Below are 16,685 nucleotides of genomic sequence, written 5' to 3'. Positions count from 1 at the left end.
TACCTATTGATCCTGTAGGAAATACAGGTAAAATGATTGTCTCGCCGTACGAAGGAGCCGCCATGAGCCTGGAGCCGGAGGCCGAGAGCCCGCTGGCCGCCGCGGTAGGCGCCGCGCGCTGGATTCGTTCCGCGGCCGTGGACGACGAACGCGGACGGCACTGGCTGGCCAATCCCGACCCCCGAGGCCGGGCCGCCATGCCCGACCACCCCCTCTCGCTGTACTCGGGGGCGGCCGGGATCATCCTGTTCTTCCTGGAACTCGCCGCCGCCACCGGAGACGACGGCTACCTCGACGACGCCACGGCCGGAGCCCGATACCTCGCCGCCACCTGGCGGGAGCAGGCCGACCTCTCCCTCCATCACGGCCTGGCCGGAGTGATGTTCGCCCTGGCCGAGACCGGCTGGGCCACCGGCGAGGGTGGCTTCGAGGTCGAGGCCGGTGCCGTCGCCGACCGCATCGTGCGCAGCGCCCGCCCCGTCGACGGCGGCCTGGGCTGGACCGGCGACCCCGCGCAGCGAGGCGACGGCGGGATCATCCTCGGCCTGCTGCACGCCGCGGGCATCCTGGGAGTGCCCGCCTACCAGGAGGTCGCGGTCGAGGCCGGCGCCCGCATCGCCACGCTCGTCGTCCCCGGCCACCGCTTCGGCGAGGGCGCCTGCGCCGACCTGCCCCTGGACGCGGTCACCCCCGGCTTCCTGTCCGGCACCGCGGGCACCGCCTTCCTGCTCGCCCGCCTGTACGGCGTGACCGGCGAGAGCGCCTTCCTGGGCGCCTCCCGCAGGGGGGCCGACTTCGTCCGCGCGGTCAGCGCCGTGAACGAGCGATGCGCGCTGGTGCCGCACCACATCCCGCAGGGCCGCGACCTGCACTACCTGGGCTTCTGCTCCGGCTCGGCCGGGGTCGCCCGGATGTTCTACGAGCTGCACCGGGTGTCGGGCGACGCCGGGGATCTCGACTGGGCCGAGCGGCTGGCGCGGGGGATCGTCCGCAGCGGCGCCCCCGCCAACCAGAGCGGCGGCTCCTGGAACTCGGCCTGCCAGTGCTGCGGCACCGCCGGTCTGGTGGAGCTGTTCGTGGGACTCTGGGCGGCGACCGGCCACAGCCGGCATCTGGAGTTCGCCCGCACGCTGGGGGAGAACCTGGTCGGCCGGGCCACCGGCCACGACGGCAGGGGCACCCGCTGGTACCAGGCCTACCGGCGGTTGCGCCCCTGGGAGGTGACCGCCGACACCGGCTACATGGTCGGGGCAGCGGGGGTCGGGGCCGCACTCCTGCACCTGGAGGCCACCGCCCGCCCGCAGGAGGCGAGGCGGCTCATCCTGCCGCCGGACAATCCGTTCCCCGCGATCCCGTTGCCGAGCGCGACGCTCCGACGCTCCTGACGGCTCCGGACGATCGTGGAAGGCGTGTCGCCGGCGGGCCGGCCGCTCTCGGGGACGAGCGTGACGAGGGGGCGCCGCGGCGAGATGGCGCGGAGGGCGCGGCGCGGATCCGCGACCTGGTGGCGAGGGGGACGCGTCCTCGGCCCGCCGCGTCCGAGCAGCTCTCCGGACCATGTACGGTCGGGCATCGAGGCCTTCACCGGGCCCGGCGTCGCGAACACCCCTCCGGCACCGTCCCGGCACCCCGGACCGGGTCACCCCCGGTACGCCCGATCGTGCCGACCCGGTCGCGGAAGGTGGCGGCCACCGGCGCCCCTCGCGCCGGAGAAACCAAGGATGATCTGCCCTTTGGGCGTCAAGGGGTGACAAAGCTCGTGATGATGATTGGTGATTCTCCGTGAGTGTTGCGCAAGGCATGCCTAATCTCGGTGTCGTGACAATCGAGGACTTCCTTCCCGACCCCGACCGTTCCGTCGTCGCGATCGAACCGGCACAGCCGGGTGCCGGCCACTGGGCCGGCGCGCCGAGCGCCGTGGCGAGCGACGGGCTCATCTACCTCGCCTACCGGCTGCGCCGCCCTGTCGGCGAGGGCCGTGGTTACGCCGTCGCCGTCGCCCGTTCCGTCGACGGTGAGCGGTTCGAGACCCTGCTCACGATCGGCAGGGAGGAGATGGACACGGAGTCGCTGGAGCGGCCCACCCTGGTACGCACGCCGGAGGGACGCTGGAGGCTCTACCTCAGCTGCGCCACCTACGACACCAAGCACTGGCGGGTCGAGGTGCTGGAGGCCGACGACCCGTCCGGCTTCCGGGCCTCGCAGCGGCAGGTCGTGCTGCCGGGCGACCCGAAGACCGGCGTCAAGGACCCGGTGATCGTGCTGCGGGACGGCCTCTGGCACCTGTGGGCCTCCTGTCACCCGCTGGAGGAGGACCACGAGGCCGACCAGATGGTGACCGACTACGCCACCAGTGCCGACGGCATCGAGTGGACCTGGCAGGGCACCGCGCTCAGCGGCCGTCCCGGCACCTGGGACGCCAGGGGTGCGCGGGTGGCCGCGGTCCGCTTCCTCGGCGACAGGGTGGTTGCCTTCTACGACGGCAGGGCCACCGCGGCGGAGAACTACGAGGAGAAGACCGGTGTCGCGGTCGGCACGGATCCGGCGGAGCTGACCCCTCTCGGCACCGAGCCCGTCGGGGTCTCGCCGTACGCGGGCGGTGGCCTTCGCTACCTGGACATCGTGGATCTGCCGGGCGGCGGGCGGCGGCTCTACTACGAGTACACCCGTGCGGACGGGGCGCACGAGCTCCGCACCGAACTGCGCTGATCACGGCACGGGGTCCCGGGCGTGCCACGGTGCCCGGGACCGTCCGGCGGAGATCGTCGAGCCGCGTCCCGGAGCGTCTCGCTACGCCTGGGGGCGGCCGTTGCGCGCCTGGCGCTGGCCGTTGGGGCGGGTGCCCACCAGGCCGCCCGAGCGCTCGCGGGGACGGAGCCAGTCGCTGAAGTCCTCGCCGGTCACCGTCTGCAGCAGCGCCACGTCCTCGGTGAAATAGGAGATCAGCTTCTCCCGCTGGTCCCAGGTGAGCGGCTGGCGGGAGCGGGCCCGCTCCTGCAGCCTGCGCTCCAGCGGGTCGGTCAGCGCCACGCTCACCCGCGACGGCAGGAAACGTCCCACGGACGATCCCACCCGCAGCGCCCGCGACAGCATCCGGTGCCCGCGGGTCGGCTCCGGGTGGGCGGTCACGTTCTCCCTGGGGACCTCGGTGATCAGGCCGGTCTCCACCCCGAGAAAGCGGAAGATCCGGTCGAGGGTCTCGGCGGGGCGGTCGACCAGGTCGCGGTAGCGGTAGACGAGCACCTGCTCGCGCGGGAACAGGGTGAACAGGTGCTCGAGCTGCTCCCCGTACTTGCCGAGCCCGCGATAGTGCCAGAACGGCGCCCAGCCGGCCCTGACCCGCCGCTCCTCCTCGGCGCAGGCGAGGACCACGTCGCCGATCGGCTCCAGCCCGGCCGACCACAGGTGGGTCCAGTTGGAGTGGGCGCGCTCCACCGGGTCGCGCAGCACCACGATGAGCCTGGCGCCGGGGATGGTCTCCCTGATGCGCCGCTGCGCCGCCAGGTCGTAGAGATAGAACGGGGTCGACTCGCCGGTGAGCGTGCCCGGCGGTGCCGCCGTGAACAGGGCCTCGTACTCCTCGCGCCGCCAGACGTGCTCGCGGTAGGTCTGGGCGTCGCCAGGTCCCCCCCTGGTCGGCGGCGGGCCGTCGCTGAGGAAGAACTTCGGTTCCTTCACCGGGGACATGAACAGTCCCGGGTGCCGGGCCAGTGCGGCGTGCAGGGCGGTGGTCCCGGCTTTCGGGGCACCGATCGTGAGGAAATTCGGCAGGGGCATCGTTATTACCCTTAATCCCTACTATGATTATTGGTAAATATAGCCCTTTCTCGGGCGAAGGCAAGCACCCGCTCGTGCGATCGCCCTGCCCCAGGGGGAGTTCCCGATGGCGGAGATTTCAGTCATCGCATCTATCTCCAGGTCATGGATGTGAAGAGGTCTGTCCCGTCCGATGAACGCCGAGTTCTTTTCCGCTATTTCGCCACTGTGAAGGAGTTTTGCCGCGCTGCGCCGGGGTGACCGGCGCGGGTGCGTCGCCGGACGGTGCCGTCACGTCACGGTGGTGATCGGCGTAAGCCGGCGGCGCGAACACCGCGGTCAAAAAGCCGAGCCGGAGCCGGACAGGGCCGTCGCCGCGCCCCGGCTCGCCCCTCAGAAGTCGAACGACTCCACATGGATGCGCCGGCCGGGCACGCCCGCGCGGCGCAGGGCGTGGCGCGCCGCGACCGTCATGCCGGAGGGGCCGCACAGATAGACGTCGTGGACGGCCAGACCGGGTATCAGAGCCCGCAGGGCGCGCCCGGTCAGCGGCACGCTCCGCCCGCCCGACGATCCGGTGAGCTCGTCCACGGTGTAGTGGATCGTCGCGCCGCGCACGGCGGCGATGGCGTCCAGCTCGTCGCGGAGGATCAGCTCCTCGTCGCGGCGCGCCATGTAGACGAGGGTCACCTCGCCGGGCAGCGTCTCGAAGAGCGCGCGCAGCGGGCTGATCCCCACGCCGCCGCCGACCAGCAGAACCTGCGGCCTGCGGCGCCGCGCGGCGGTGAGGGCCCCGTAGGGGCCCTCGGCCCACACGCGGGTACCGGGCCGCAACCCGGCCAGCGCGCCGCTGTGGTCGCCGACACCCTTGACGGTGATCCGCAGGAAGCGGGAGTTGGCGGGTGCCGACAGCGAGTAGGGGTTGGCCGTCCACCACATGCCAGGGGCGAGGAACCGCCAGCGGAAGAACTGGCCGGGTTCGGCGCCCAGCTCGTCCAGGTGCTCCCCGGTCAGGTAGACCGACACCACGGTGGACGACTCCCTGCGGACTCCGGCGACCCGCAGCCGGTGGCGCAGGGCACGGTGGACGGGGGTGAGGAAGCGGTACCAGACCAGCAGGGCGACGACGGAGGCGTACAGCGCGTACCAGAACACCCTCATGACGACGCCGCCGGCGAGGTCCGGCCCGGTGAGCTGGTGGCCGAACCCGAGGAAGACGGCCCCGTAGGTGATGAAATGCAGGTAGTGCCAGATCTCGTACCGCATCCTGCGTCGCACCTCGCGCACCGAGACGACCGCGACGCCGGTCAGCAGCAGGAGGGCGACCGTCGCCTCCAGCATGGCCGGGCCGTCCAGGATCAGCCCCGCGGTCCCCTCGAACACGCCCGTGCCGGACCGTGCCACATGGGCCGCGACGGCGAACAGCATGTGGGCCGCCGACAGGGCGATGGTGTGGCGGCCGCCCGTCGCGTGCCAGCGGGCCAGCCGGTCGGTCCCGACCCCGCGATCCAGCGCGGGAACGCGGGCCATCAGCCCCAGCAGGACGGCGCAGGCGTAGCCCGCGAGCATGCCGGTGAGCCTGCCCGCCCAGGCCAGTGCCCCGGCGACCCCGGAGACCGAGGTCAGGTCCGACCAGCACGTCGCGGTCGCCGCGACGGCTCCGGCGCAGACGAGGGCGAGGACCGGAAAGGGCCGCGCCCGGCGCGCGGGCGGCCGGACGGCGGCGCGTCGCCGTGCGCGCGTGCCGGGGGCGGGGGCGGGGCCTTTCACGGCTTCAGCCGGGTGAGCCGGTCGCCGTGGTCCTTCTCCAGGGTGGCGGCGAACGCCCTGGTCTCCGGGTCGGAGCCCGACTTCTGCTCGCCCTTCGCGACCAGGACCGACTGCGTGAGATATTCGCGCGCGTCCCTGGTGAAGAGCCGGTCGAACGCGGCGCCGTCGGCCCGTCTCAGGGCCGCGAAGTCGTCGGGGATCACCATGCCCGGGATGTCGTGCCCCTCGTGCTCGTCGCTCTCCGGCACCCCGGACCTCCGTAGCAGGTCGCGCAACCTTCCGAGCGTCGTACGGTGATCGGCGACGTTCTCCTCGGCGAATCGGGTGATCTTCGAATTCGAGGTCTTGCCGGGGGCCAGCTCCAGCAGGCGTACCGCCTGCTCGGTCATCGGGATCATCAACTGCAACCACGCGATGTCGGTGCCGTTGAAGGAGCCCGACGCGCTTCCGGTCGGTGTGGGAGGCGCGTCGGGTCCGCTTCGTGACGACGGGTGATTCGCGGCCGAATGGGTCGGCGGCTCGGCGGCGACACATCGTGATACCAGCAGCACGGTGAGCACGGCGAGTACCGTCGCGCCGATCGTGGACGCCTTCATGTCGCTCCTTCGCTCACGCCGATCCCGTGGTGAGGCGAGGCCCGGTGTGTGGGGCCTCGCCCTGTTCAGGCCGGACGGTGTGTCTCACGCCTGAAAGCGATCACCTGTCGTCTCAGGGGGTGCCGTCGGCGCCGCACTTGACGATCGGGCGGATGCAGTCACGCACGCGGCGCTCCATCTCGGCCTCGGGCCAGGCGTTGAAGAAGTCGGCGTGCATGGTGTAACCGGGGCCCGAGGAGAGCCGGAACTTGGCCGGGTCGCCGCTGACCGGGTAGCGCAGCACCTGGCGCAGCTTGGGCACGATCACCGGGTGCGAGGCCGGGCAGGCGCCGTTCACCGGATAGGACATGTGGCTCTTGTGGTCGGGCGAGTCCAGGTCCTTGCCGTTCCAGCAGTGCGGGAAGTCCAGGTAGGACTCCAGCATCTTGCCTGCCGGGCAGTTGACGAAGTTCTTGGCGGAGCCCACCTCGCCGGCGTGCAGGCACGACCAGCGCGAGCTGCTCGTGGGGTCGTTGACACCGGTCGCCTTGGCGTTGCCGGCCACGATGCGCAGGCCCAGCGGGAGCGGCCGGGTCTGGGCCATCAGCTCGTCCTTGACGCCCTCACCCAGGTAGTAGAACGTGGTGCCGGTCGGCTCGACGGGCTTGTCGTCGCTGTAGAGGGTCGGCACCCAGTACGAGGACAGGTCGGCCTTGGGGCTGCAGGTGGTGCCACCCTTCAGCAGGCTCTTGATGTCGGAGTCGGCGTTCGTGGAGGTGTTGCCGAAGAAGCTGTGCATGTGCGACCCGCCGGCGAGGCCCGGCATCACGATCGGGTCGTCGGGCAGCCGGTGGGTGTAGGGGCACTCGGCGAGGAACTCCGCCACCCGCACCGCGCCGGGCGGGACCGGGCCCTTGGGCAGGTTGGTGCCGGAAGCCGGCGGGGTCGCGGTGGTGGTGGGGGCCGGCCTGGTCGCGGTAGTGGTCGGGGTGGCACTCGGCCTGGGGGTGGCGGTGCCCGAGCCGGTGCCGTAGACCTCGAACTCCCACAGCGAGACCCCGTACTGGGAGGAGCGCCTGGTGGTGTTGAGCCGGACGTAGCGGCCGGTGGCCGAGACGTTCAGGGTCTGCACGCCGCCCTTGCCCGCGGTCGTGGTGTGGATCGTCCTCCACTGGCCTCCACCGGAGGAGGTCTGGATCGTGAAGGCCGTGGCGTAGGCGTTCTCCCACTTCAGCACGATCTTCTTGATCGCCTTGGACGCGCCCAGGTCGACCTGGAGCCACTGGGGGTCACTGAAGGCGCTCGACCAGCGAGTGTTCTCCTTGCCGTCGATCGCGGCCGCGGCCGACAGATCGCCCCTCTCGGACGAGGAGGCGGTGGCCCTGCCGCTCTGCGACAGCGGGGCCTCGGCCGCGCCGGCCGGGGTGACGCCGTTCACCAGGGAGACGCCCAGGACGGTCGCGAGGGTGCCGGCGAGCGCGAGGCGATGGACTCGCCCGCCCGATCTGCGGCCGGGGGCCGTGGTGTTCGGAACGGTCTCACTCATGTGGATGAGGTCCTTAGGGGGATCGAGTTGTGGTGGACGTGATGCTCGACGGCGTCTCGGACGGACCGGCTCGTGGCCCGGTGTGTCGGCGGACAGCGGTGTCACCGTGCGCCTTCGCGGTGTCACCGTCACGAGCCTCCTTCGCCGTCACGCCCGGCGCCGGGCGTGTTCTGTTCCTGGACTGGAGACCGGCGGGGGGACGTGCGACAACAAAAAACCCAAGGAAATCTCAGAAAATCTCAGAAAAAGGACGGAGAAGATTTTTGTTGTCTCCCTGACCTGCTGCCGGTCTCCGTAGAGGGGGCTCGTTGGTCTTCCGCTATGAGGGGTTATGGAGAGAATCGTCCCTGCGCGCCGCCCGGAGCGGCTCGGGGGCGATGACCGTGGACGGCGACAGGAAGCGGAGTGCGATGCGCGGAACCGGCAGGGGCGGACCCGACACGGCGATGGTGGCCGCCGCACGCGACGGGGACCAGCAGGCGTTGGACGCGCTGGTGGCCGACTCCCTCCCGCTCGTCTACAACATCGTCGGGCGAGCGCTGAACGGCCACACCGACGTCGACGACGTGGTCCAGGAGACGTTCCTGCGGGTCGTCCGCGCGCTGCCCGACCTGCGCGACCCGCAGGCATACCGGTCCTGGCTGGTGGCCATCACCGTCCGTCAGGTGCGCGACCACGAGCAGGATCGCAGGACCACCCAGCACCGCAGGGCGGACCTCGACACCGCGGAGGAGGTGCCCGACCCCGCCTCGGACTTCGCCGCCGTGACCATCCTGAGGCTCGGGCTCACCGACCAGCGCCGCGAGGTCGCCGAGGCCACCCGCTGGCTGGACGGCGACGACCAGGCGCTCCTCGCCCTGTGGTGGCTCGAGGAGACCGGCGAGCTCGACCGCGCCGATCTCGCCGGAGCCCTCGGCCTGTCGGGGCGCCACACCGCCGTACGCGTCCAGCGGATGAAGGAACAGGTCCAGACGGCGCGCACCATCGTGCGGGCGCTGCGCGCCGGCTCGGGATGCCCCGGGCTCGGCGCCCTCACCGCGAACTGGGACGGCCTCCCCAGCCCGCTGTGGCGCAAGCGCTTCGCCCGGCACATCCGTGACTGCGCCGTCTGCCAGGGGCACACCGCGGGCCTGCTGCCCATCGACCGGCTGCTCAGTGGGCTGCCGCTGCTGCCCGTCCCCGTCGGCTTCGCCCTGCACCATCTCCAGGCCGCTCCCCCCGCCGTCGAGGCGGTGGCGCACGCCGCCTCCCACGGCGCGCACGCCCTCAAGGCGACCGAGACGGCGCGGACGGGCCTGTCGGCCTCCCTGCCCTCCGCCCCTGCCGCGATCGGCGGCGCGGTGGCCGTCGTCGTCGCGGGCGTCCTGGTGTTCGGGCAGTTCACGGCTCCCGCCCCCGAGCCCGCTCCTTCGCTCGCCGTACCCGCGCCGACGGTCTCGCCGTCGCCGCCCCCGGCGCGGACGCCGTCGGCGCGCGCCACCCCCGAAGCCTCCCCGTCCCCCGCGCCCGGCCGCAGGCGAGCCTCCCGCACGCCCACTCCCACGCCGACCCCGCCGCCCGCGGTCGTGACCTCCCCCAGGAAGGGGGTGGGCGTGTGGAAGATGCCCGGCCTCAGCTCGGCCCTCGCGAAGTCCGGCGCGAGCTGGTACTACACCTGGTCCACGCGCCGCGAGGGCGTCACCGGTCCCAGGGCGGACGGGTTCGTCCCGATGATCTGGGGGTCGGGCAGCGTCACGCCGGAGAACCTCGCCCAGGCGAGGCGCGCCGGGCCCTACCTGCTCGCCTTCAACGAGCCCGACCTGCCCGAGCAGGCCAACATGACCGTGGAGGAGGCGTTGTCGCTCTGGCCGGACCTCATGTCCGCGGGCCGCGTGCTCGGCAGCCCCTCCGTCGCGTTCGGCGCCGACACCCCGGGCGGCTGGCTGGACCGCTTCATGTCCGGAGCCAAGGAGCGGGACTACCGCGTCGACTTCATCGCGCTGCACTGGTACGGGGCGGACTTCCGTCCCCAGCCCGCGGTGAACCAGCTCAAGTCGTACATCCAGGCCGTGTACCAGCGCTACCGCAAGCCGATCTGGCTCACCGAGTACGCCCTGATCGACTTCTCGAACGGCACCCGCTACGCCAGTGACGCCCAGCAGGCCGCGTTCGTCACGGCCTCCACCAGGATGCTGGCCTCCCTGCCGTACGTGCGACGTTACGCCTGGTTCGGCCTGCCCTCCTCGGAGACCGAGCCGGGCAGCGGGTTGTTCCGCGGCGACGGGACCGCCACCCGCGCCGGCCGCGCCTTCCAGGCGGCACGCTGAGCGTCGTGTCCCTGGGCGGCACTCGGACGGATAGCCTTGCCGGGTGCCCGACCCGTACCTGACTCCGCGGGAGACCGTGGAACACGAGATCGAGATCAAGCGCTCCCGGTTCCTGTGCGCGGTCGGCCCGGTCTCCTCCGAGGAGGCGGCGAGGGAGTTCGTCGCCGCCCGCAGGCGGCTGCACGGCGACGCCACGCACAACTGCTCGGCGTACGTGATCGGCGGCGACCGCCGGGTCCAGCGGGCCGACGACGACGGCGAGCCCGGCGGCACCGCGGGGACCCCGATGCTGGAGACCCTGCTGCGCCGGGGCGTCGCCGACGTGGTGGCGGTGGTCACCCGATACTTCGGCGGGGTGAAACTCGGCGCCGGAGGGCTGGTCCGCGCGTACGGCTCTTCGGTCGGCAAGACGCTGGACCTCACGCCGCTGGTCGGCATGGTGCCCGCCAGGGTCATGACCGTGACCGTGGACCACGTCAGGGCCGGGCGGCTGGAGAACGACCTGCACGCCTCGCCGTACGAGGTGAGAGAGGTCCACTACGGCGCGGACGTCGGCTTCCGCGTCGCGGTGCGCGAGCGGGATCTGCCCGCCTTTCCCGGCTGGGTCGCGACGCTGACCGCGGGGCGCGCCGGGATCGAGCCGGGCGAGGCGGTCCACCTCAGGGACGCCTGACCCGCGCCCGTCCTGTGCCTGTCGCAGGCCGGACCCGGCTGAAAGGCGGCGCCCCTTCCCCGGGAAAGCCCTCGGCACGCGCCGTTCCCGTCGGCAATAAATGTGGGATGGATCACACTCGGACGGGGTGACGGTGCCGGCCGACGGCCATGACCGCCCGTCCTCGGAGGCGGTACGGGATCCTTCCGGGCCACCGTCGCCCCCGCCCTGACCGTCCGATTCCCCTCTGACGTGGGAAAACCGCGAACGACATCCGGTCGTCACGCCCGCGCGGAGCTCGGCTGCGGTTTTCCACAGCCGAGCTCCGCGGCGCACGCCAGGTGAGGAAGGCGGCGTTCCTCATCCAGACCGTACGCAGCTCTCCGTAGCCTTGTCCCTATGAGTTCACCGAATCTCGACGGAGTCGCCGGATGGGCGATCAACCTTATGGAAACCCTGGGTGCGCCCGGGGCGGGGCTGGCGATCGCACTTGAGAACCTGTTCCCGCCTCTGCCCAGCGAGGTGATCCTGCCGTTGGCGGGATTCACCGCGAGCAAGGGGAACATGGGGCTGTTCGACGCCGTGCTCTGGACGACCCTGGGATCGGTGGTCGGCGCGCTCGCGCTGTACGGGGTCGGAGCCCTGCTGGGCAGGGAGCGCGTGGTGTTCATCGCCTCCAAGCTGCCGCTGGTCAGTGTCTCCGACATCGAGAAGACCGAGGCGTGGTTCGCCAGGCACGGCAGGAAGACCGTCTTCTTCGGACGGATGATTCCCATCTTCCGCAGCCTGATCTCGATCCCCGCGGGGATCGAGCGCATGCCGATCATGATCTTCACGCTCCTCACCACCCTGGGCAGCCTCATCTGGAACACGGCCTTCGTGATGGCGGGGTTCCTGCTCGGTGAGCAGTGGGAGCTGGTCGAGGAGTACATGGGGGTGGTGTCGAAGTCGGTGCTGGGCATCGTGATCCTCGCCATGATCGTCTTCATCGTGGTCAAGCTGTCCGACAGGCGCAAGGGCAGGCACCACGCTTAGCCGCGACCACTCCGATCAGGGCCCGCCCGGCGCGGGCGGGGAGCGCCCGGGGTCTGTCACCCCGGGCGCTCCCCGCCTCTCCCGGCGGGTCCTTTCCCGTTCGCGGCACTCTTTCTCCACGCGTTCCGGAGGTTCCCATGCGTTTCGGAGGACAGGGGAACGGCGGGTCTGGGGCGCCGGCGAGGGAGGGGCCGTCGAGGGGCCGGAAAACGGCGTGGCGGAGATCAGTGATCGGCGTGGCGGAGATCAGTGATCAGGGCGATGCCGATCCGGCGCGCCGCCGGTGGCGCGAGCGGGCCAGGCCGTGGGCCGTGCGCAGCAACTCCAGGACCGCCGCCTCGGTCCGCGGCCCCGGATTCACCACGGCCAGCCAGCCCAGCGGGCCGTAGACGGGGTGTGCCATCACCGAGTCGATCACGCTGGGGTCGGCCTCGGCCTCGGACTCTGCTTCGTCCGTGGCCGTGTCACGCGGCCGGCGGCCCGTCCGGCCGACGAAGGCGTCCTTTCCCGCGAAGAGGTTCAGGCGGAAGACGCCGGGACGGTTCAGACGCGACAGTTCGTCGTCCGGATAGTCCTTCGTCACGATGGTAGCGAAGGGCTGGGTCGCCTTCGGGACCTCGCCGTCGGGCGCGTAGTAGAAGAACGCGTCACCCCAGCTGATCTCGGGTGAACCGTCACCGGGCGCGGGCCTGAGGATGAGAACCCCGTCGAGGCCGGTGAGGAACTCGATGATCTCGTCGATACTCATGCGTTGTAGCGTTTCATTCATGTGGTTGTGGAGACTTTTCCCCGAACACCCCGAGGTAGAGGGGTGAAAAGTCGCAAATCAGGAAATATGCGGACGGTTGATGTCGCGCGACAGGCCGGATGCTCCGTCCAGCAGGTGCGCAATCTCGAACGCGACGGCGTCCTGCCCCCGGCGGCGCGCACCGGCACGGGATACCGGATCTACGGCGAGGTCCATCTGCGTTCCGCGCTCGCCTATCGGGCCCTCGCCGAGGCCACGGGGCCCATCGAGGCCAGGAGGATCATGCGCGCGGCGCACGCGCGCCCCGCCTCGGAGGTGCTCGCCCTGCTCGACGCGGCGCACGCCAGGCTCGACACGGAACGGCGGGAGCTCAGGCTGGCGAGGGAGGCCGCCGCGACGATCTCCGGAGAGACGATCGGCGACGTACGCCCCTCGGACGTCATGAGCGTCTCCGAACTCGCCGTCGCGCTCGGCGTGCGCCCCTCGACATTGCGGCACTGGGACGCGGAGGGCCTCGTCGTCCCCCGCCGGGCCTCCCCGGGAGGACCGCGGCGATACTTCCCGGACGATGTCCGGGACGCGCGGATCGTCCATCAGCTACGCCTGGCCGGCCACCGCGTCGCCCCGCTCCGGGCCCTGATGCCGGAGCTGCGGCGCACCCGCCGCTGGGACGAGGTGACGACCACGCTGGCCGCCAGGGACGCGAGCGTCGACGCCCGCTCCAGAGCCCTCCTCGACGCCGCCGCCGTGCTCGGCACACTGATCCCGCCGACGGCGGGCGCCTCCCGGGAGACCGGCGTGGACGCGCGGGGTTGAGTCCCGGTTTTCTACTCCACGAACGGCGCTTGGTCGCTCAGTCCGATCTCGATGCGGCGCCGTAGGGCAGGATGGACGGGATGGTCCCCCAGGTCGGCGGGGGCCACCCAGCGCACCTCCCGCGCCTCGCGGGGGTCTGGCTCCATCGTGCCCCCAACCACGCGAGCCCGCAGGCAGACATTGACCGGTTGCCGCACCTCGTCGACCCTGTCCCCATGCATGTAAACGATCACGTGGTCCGGAGAGGAGAAGACGCCGACGAGACCGGTGATCTCGACTTTCAGACCGGTCTCCTCCTCGCACTCGCGGATGGCGCACTGCGCGACGGTCTCACCTTTCTTGAGGCCGCCCGTGGGGATGGTCCACAGATCGTTGTCGGTGCGCTTTAGCAACAGCACGGCGCCTTCGTCGTTTCGGACGAACACGCTCGCGGACGGCTTGCGGCTGGTCGGCTTGGGAGCGTCAGGGTCCTGCCAGTGGTCGATCCTGCGGCTGCGCTTGCTCACAGGTCACTCTCCTCAACGGGCCGCGCACCCGCCCATACCCGCTCGTAGGACTCCAGATATGTGTTGTAGTAAGCGCCGTCGATACGGCGAATGTGCAGCGTCGGTGTGTACGCCGCCAGAATCCCGTAGACGTGCACGTTGATCAGCATCTCGTCGTCGAATCTGTAGATCGAGTTGTACAGCGGGGTGTCGTGCAGACGGATCTCCACCGAGGGAGGCATGTTCTGCGTGTAGTGGGCCATCACCGCCGCGACCCGCCCGGCGACGCCGCCTCCGATACGGTGCTCGGCGTCGCGGTAACCGAGTTGTCTGCCCCTGGCATCTCCCAGGAGCAGCCTTACGCGGGCACCCGCGTTCGCCTTGGCGATGAGGGTGGGCATCCAGTCGGGGTGTTCCTCGGTGAGGAACAGACCCGCGTACGCGAGCAGGTCGATCGTGCGATCGGCGCCGCGCAGTAGTTCGGTCCACAGGTGGCGGGGGACATCGCTGCGCCGGGGATAAGTGGCCACAAGTTCGGCACCGGCCAACGAGGCACCGTTGACCGCGTCGGGCCAGAGATAACTTTCCTCTTCTCGAAGAATCGCGGCCACGCGGTAACGCGTCTTCGGGTACGGCACAGACTCGCCGCTCAGCCAGCGTTCGACGGTTTTGGTTGATACGTCAGCGGCCTCGGCGAGGCTCGCGATGTCGTGTCCCGCGCGGTGAAGCGCTCGGCGAAGGCGTTCGTTGACCACATTGCCATGTTGCCATCTTTCGACAACTTCCGACGTGTTCTCGGGAAGTAGTTGTCGGTAGATGTCTCGCAGTGTCGATGCGCTGTCCGGTCACCCACCGTCACGCTGAGGGAACAGTGAGGAATGGCCTTCCTGTGCACAGCCGACCCATCATCCATGGAAGCCGACACATGACATCTCCACAGTCGCAAGATGCCGATATCCCACAGGATCCTCCCACTCCTGCAGCGCTGGTCGAACAGCTTGTTGAAGCTGCTCAGAAGCGCGGTCTGACCGTTAAGCGGGTCGCCACCGCGATTCTGCGTTTCTCCCGGCCACCCGATTACAGCGAAGCCACCGGACTCGAAGATCAGGCGTTGGCCCGAGCGTTTTTCGCCGGACTGTCTCAGCTGGTCGTTCTGGTGAAGGACCGCCAGGCGCCACAGTTCGAAGGTGGGCCGGTTCGCTTGGCCTGGTACTGGTGGTGGCAGGGCGATCGTCTTGCTGCCTCAGGCAGGTCCGACGAAATGGAGCGTCTCGCCGACGCGACCGACATCGACGCGGCAGCCGACCGGATTGCGTACGTCCTGAGCCTTGACGGCGAGGCCACCACCATCTGAGTACCTGTGCGACCGAGAACAGGCCTGGGGTGCAGCGAAGAGAAGGTACGGCGACCACGAGGTGCAGTGTTGTGTCCGCCCTCGGACGGTGGTCCGCAGGTTGGATTCGGTAACTCCTTAGTTACGCGACAACGCGTCCAGGCAGGTGCGGAACTCCTCGGCATGGGCCTCTCCGGCGGGAAGTCGCAGGGCGAAGGCGTTGAGCTGGTCGGCGACACGGCTGGAATCGACGTCGGTGACGAGTTCGACGGCGCGCCGCGCCGTGTCGAGGGCGCCGTCGAGGTCGTCCTGGTCGAGCTGTGCGTCGGCGATGGCGGTCAGGCCGAGCACGGTGTCACGGGTGTAGTCGATGCCTCGACAGGCCATGCCCTCCTCCAGGAGGCGCACCGCGATATCCGGACGACCGAGCTGTACGAAGCCCGCGCCGACCTCGATCGTGTGGGAAGGCTGACGCATCCAGTAAATCCACGGCGGATCCTCGTCCGGGTCGCGGTGGCCCCAGTGGTCATCGGCGCGGAACAGCACCTCGACGGCTTGGCGGGACTCGCCTACGACTGCGTGGGCGCGGACCTGCCACGCGTCGAGCATGGCATGCACCGTGCGGGGCGCTCCGGGGCCGATGCGTTCGCGGGCGGTGTGCAACAGGTTGATCGCCGCCCGACCGTCTCCGGCATAGGTGTGCTGCATAGCCATGAGCGACAGAATGTAGGCGCCGGTCAGGGTATCGCCCCCAGCGGCGGAGGTACGCAGCCCGGCGTGCCAGTACCGTGCCGCGGCGGCGTGCCGGTCGCCGTCGAACGCGCACCAGCCGGCGAAGCGCAGCAGCTCCCCGGCCGCACCATAGAGGCGCCGCTTGATCTCTGAACGGTAGCGGCCACCCTGCAACAGCCGGGCTATCAGCCGTAGATCGGCCTGGGCGAGGTGCAGGCAATAGTCACCGCCGACGAGGTCATCCAGGTGCCACAGCTGGTGGATACGATTCTCGACCCAGGTTGCCACCTCGGTATCCACGGTGCCGCCGCCACTGGCGTCAATGATCTTCTCTGTGGGTACAGCGGCCCAGGCGTCTGCCAGTTCGGCAGTTTCTTTCCCCGACAGCAGGAGGAATCCTCGCCGGTCGGTGTCCGCACCCATGCACCCCACCATGATTTGTTTCGCCGTCTCAGGTATCCACGCCTGGTCCAGCGGCTCGGTCCCGTCAACCGTCAGCAACCACGACGGCCACCCAAGATTCAACACCGTCTGGGCGTCAACCCCCACCTCTGCGGCGATGGCGAGTTGCGCGGCGAGCTCAGGCACGACCTGGTAGTGCTCCCACCTGTAGACCTTCTGGCGGTGGGTGGCCATGTTCAGGCCTGACCGGCGCCGCACCAATTCGGCGACGTCGGAGAGAGTCCACCCTCGGCACTCCCGCAGATAGGTCAGAGGGTGGCGAATCAGAGGCTGATCGCTGCTCACATCGTGTCCCTTGAAGGGAGGGGGATTACAACGAGACTACGGCGAGGCCCTGTCGCGCGCCCCGGACACCCGCTTGTCTGAGATCAGAATGTAACCAGGTAAGTGCGAAGCGCAACAGGAGCATCCGGTGTGGTTGTTACCTGCTCCCCGCGCTTTTCCGGGAAGGAGCCCCGCATGATCATCC

General features: G+C 70.2%; 15 protein-coding genes. 7 read left to right on the top strand and 8 right to left on the bottom strand.

The annotated features are described in order from the left end of the window. The first annotated feature begins 62 nt into the window (after positions 1-62). Together AB0B90_RS28360 and AB0B90_RS28355 are read left to right on the top strand one after the other, a co-directional pair. Positions 63-1,385, top strand: coding sequence for a lanthionine synthetase LanC family protein (locus AB0B90_RS28360; RefSeq protein WP_362901278.1), 1,323 nt, complete (start codon positions 63-65; stop codon positions 1,383-1,385). A 433-nt stretch (positions 1,386-1,818) separates the two neighbouring features. After that, positions 1,819-2,709: a hypothetical protein gene (locus AB0B90_RS28355; protein WP_362925722.1), complete on the top strand. Its 891-nt coding sequence runs from the start codon at positions 1,819-1,821 to the stop codon at positions 2,707-2,709. A gap of 81 nt (positions 2,710-2,790) precedes the next feature. On the opposite strand, the gene AB0B90_RS28350 is transcribed toward AB0B90_RS28355, so the two are convergent. The 4 genes from AB0B90_RS28350 to AB0B90_RS28335 all read right to left on the bottom strand — a co-directional run bounded on the left by AB0B90_RS28350 (position 2,791) and on the right by AB0B90_RS28335 (position 7,647). Then, positions 2,791-3,777: a sulfotransferase gene (locus AB0B90_RS28350; RefSeq protein WP_350947174.1), complete on the bottom strand. Its 987-nt coding sequence runs from the start codon at positions 3,775-3,777 to the stop codon at positions 2,791-2,793. 372 nt (positions 3,778-4,149) lie between these two features. After that, positions 4,150-5,526, bottom strand: a complete 1,377-nt coding sequence (locus AB0B90_RS28345; protein WP_362925719.1) for a ferredoxin reductase family protein — start codon at positions 5,524-5,526, stop codon at positions 4,150-4,152. Then, entirely contained in the window at positions 5,523-6,122 is a 600-nt protein-coding gene (locus tag AB0B90_RS28340; RefSeq protein ID WP_350947176.1) for a DUF305 domain-containing protein, read from the bottom strand. The genes AB0B90_RS28345 and AB0B90_RS28340 overlap by 4 nt, the downstream gene beginning before the upstream one ends. Before the next feature lie 112 nt (positions 6,123-6,234). After that, positions 6,235-7,647, bottom strand: a complete 1,413-nt coding sequence (locus tag AB0B90_RS28335; protein WP_362925717.1) for a DUF1996 domain-containing protein — start codon at positions 7,645-7,647, stop codon at positions 6,235-6,237. Between the two features lie 377 nt (positions 7,648-8,024). Between AB0B90_RS28335 and AB0B90_RS28330 the strand changes: the two genes are divergently transcribed. The 3 genes from AB0B90_RS28330 to AB0B90_RS28320 all read left to right on the top strand — a co-directional run bounded on the left by AB0B90_RS28330 (position 8,025) and on the right by AB0B90_RS28320 (position 11,640). Further along, positions 8,025-9,953 (top strand): sigma-70 family RNA polymerase sigma factor, encoded by a 1,929-nt coding sequence (locus AB0B90_RS28330; RefSeq protein WP_362925715.1) that lies wholly within the window; start codon positions 8,025-8,027, stop codon positions 9,951-9,953. A gap of 43 nt (positions 9,954-9,996) precedes the next feature. Further along, positions 9,997-10,626 (top strand): YigZ family protein, encoded by a 630-nt coding sequence (locus tag AB0B90_RS28325; protein ID WP_362925712.1) that lies wholly within the window; start codon positions 9,997-9,999, stop codon positions 10,624-10,626. 378 nt (positions 10,627-11,004) lie between these two features. Continuing rightward, positions 11,005-11,640: a DedA family protein gene (locus AB0B90_RS28320; protein WP_350947180.1), complete on the top strand. Its 636-nt coding sequence runs from the start codon at positions 11,005-11,007 to the stop codon at positions 11,638-11,640. A gap of 253 nt (positions 11,641-11,893) precedes the next feature. Here the strand turns inward: AB0B90_RS28320 and AB0B90_RS28315 are convergent, their stop codons facing one another. Continuing rightward, positions 11,894-12,388 carry a DUF6194 family protein gene (locus tag AB0B90_RS28315; protein WP_362925710.1) on the bottom strand — a complete coding sequence of 165 codons (495 nt, stop codon included), beginning with the start codon at positions 12,386-12,388 and terminating at the stop codon, positions 11,894-11,896. A gap of 87 nt (positions 12,389-12,475) precedes the next feature. Here AB0B90_RS28315 and AB0B90_RS28310 point away from each other — a divergent pair, with 87 nt between their 5' ends. After that, positions 12,476-13,204 carry a MerR family transcriptional regulator gene (locus tag AB0B90_RS28310; protein ID WP_362925708.1) on the top strand — a complete coding sequence of 243 codons (729 nt, stop codon included), beginning with the start codon at positions 12,476-12,478 and terminating at the stop codon, positions 13,202-13,204. Between the two features lie 11 nt (positions 13,205-13,215). Here the strand turns inward: AB0B90_RS28310 and AB0B90_RS28305 are convergent, their stop codons facing one another. Next, positions 13,216-13,710 (bottom strand): NUDIX domain-containing protein, encoded by a 495-nt coding sequence (locus AB0B90_RS28305; protein WP_350947183.1) that lies wholly within the window; start codon positions 13,708-13,710, stop codon positions 13,216-13,218. Then, the gene (locus AB0B90_RS28300) at positions 13,707-14,444 is read right to left on the bottom strand and encodes a helix-turn-helix transcriptional regulator (RefSeq protein ID WP_350947184.1); all 738 of its coding nucleotides are present in this window, start codon (positions 14,442-14,444) and stop codon (positions 13,707-13,709) included. The genes AB0B90_RS28305 and AB0B90_RS28300 overlap by 4 nt, the downstream gene beginning before the upstream one ends. A 170-nt stretch (positions 14,445-14,614) precedes the next feature. On the opposite strand from AB0B90_RS28300, the gene AB0B90_RS28295 reads away from it, so the two are divergent. Then, entirely contained in the window at positions 14,615-15,043 is a 429-nt protein-coding gene (locus AB0B90_RS28295; RefSeq protein ID WP_350947185.1) for a hypothetical protein, read from the top strand. Between the two features lie 117 nt (positions 15,044-15,160). Here the strand turns inward: AB0B90_RS28295 and AB0B90_RS28290 are convergent, their stop codons facing one another. Next, entirely contained in the window at positions 15,161-16,501 is a 1,341-nt protein-coding gene (locus AB0B90_RS28290; RefSeq protein WP_362925706.1) for a hypothetical protein, read from the bottom strand. Positions 16,502-16,685 lie beyond the last annotated feature (184 nt).

Source organism: Streptosporangium sp. NPDC049078, assembly GCF_040648855.1.
In the GTDB taxonomy this organism is placed as follows: Bacteria; Actinomycetota; Actinomycetes; order Streptosporangiales; family Streptosporangiaceae; genus Streptosporangium.
Note: the sequence above shows the minus strand (reverse complement) of the source record. Positions and strands in the feature narration are given on the sequence as shown.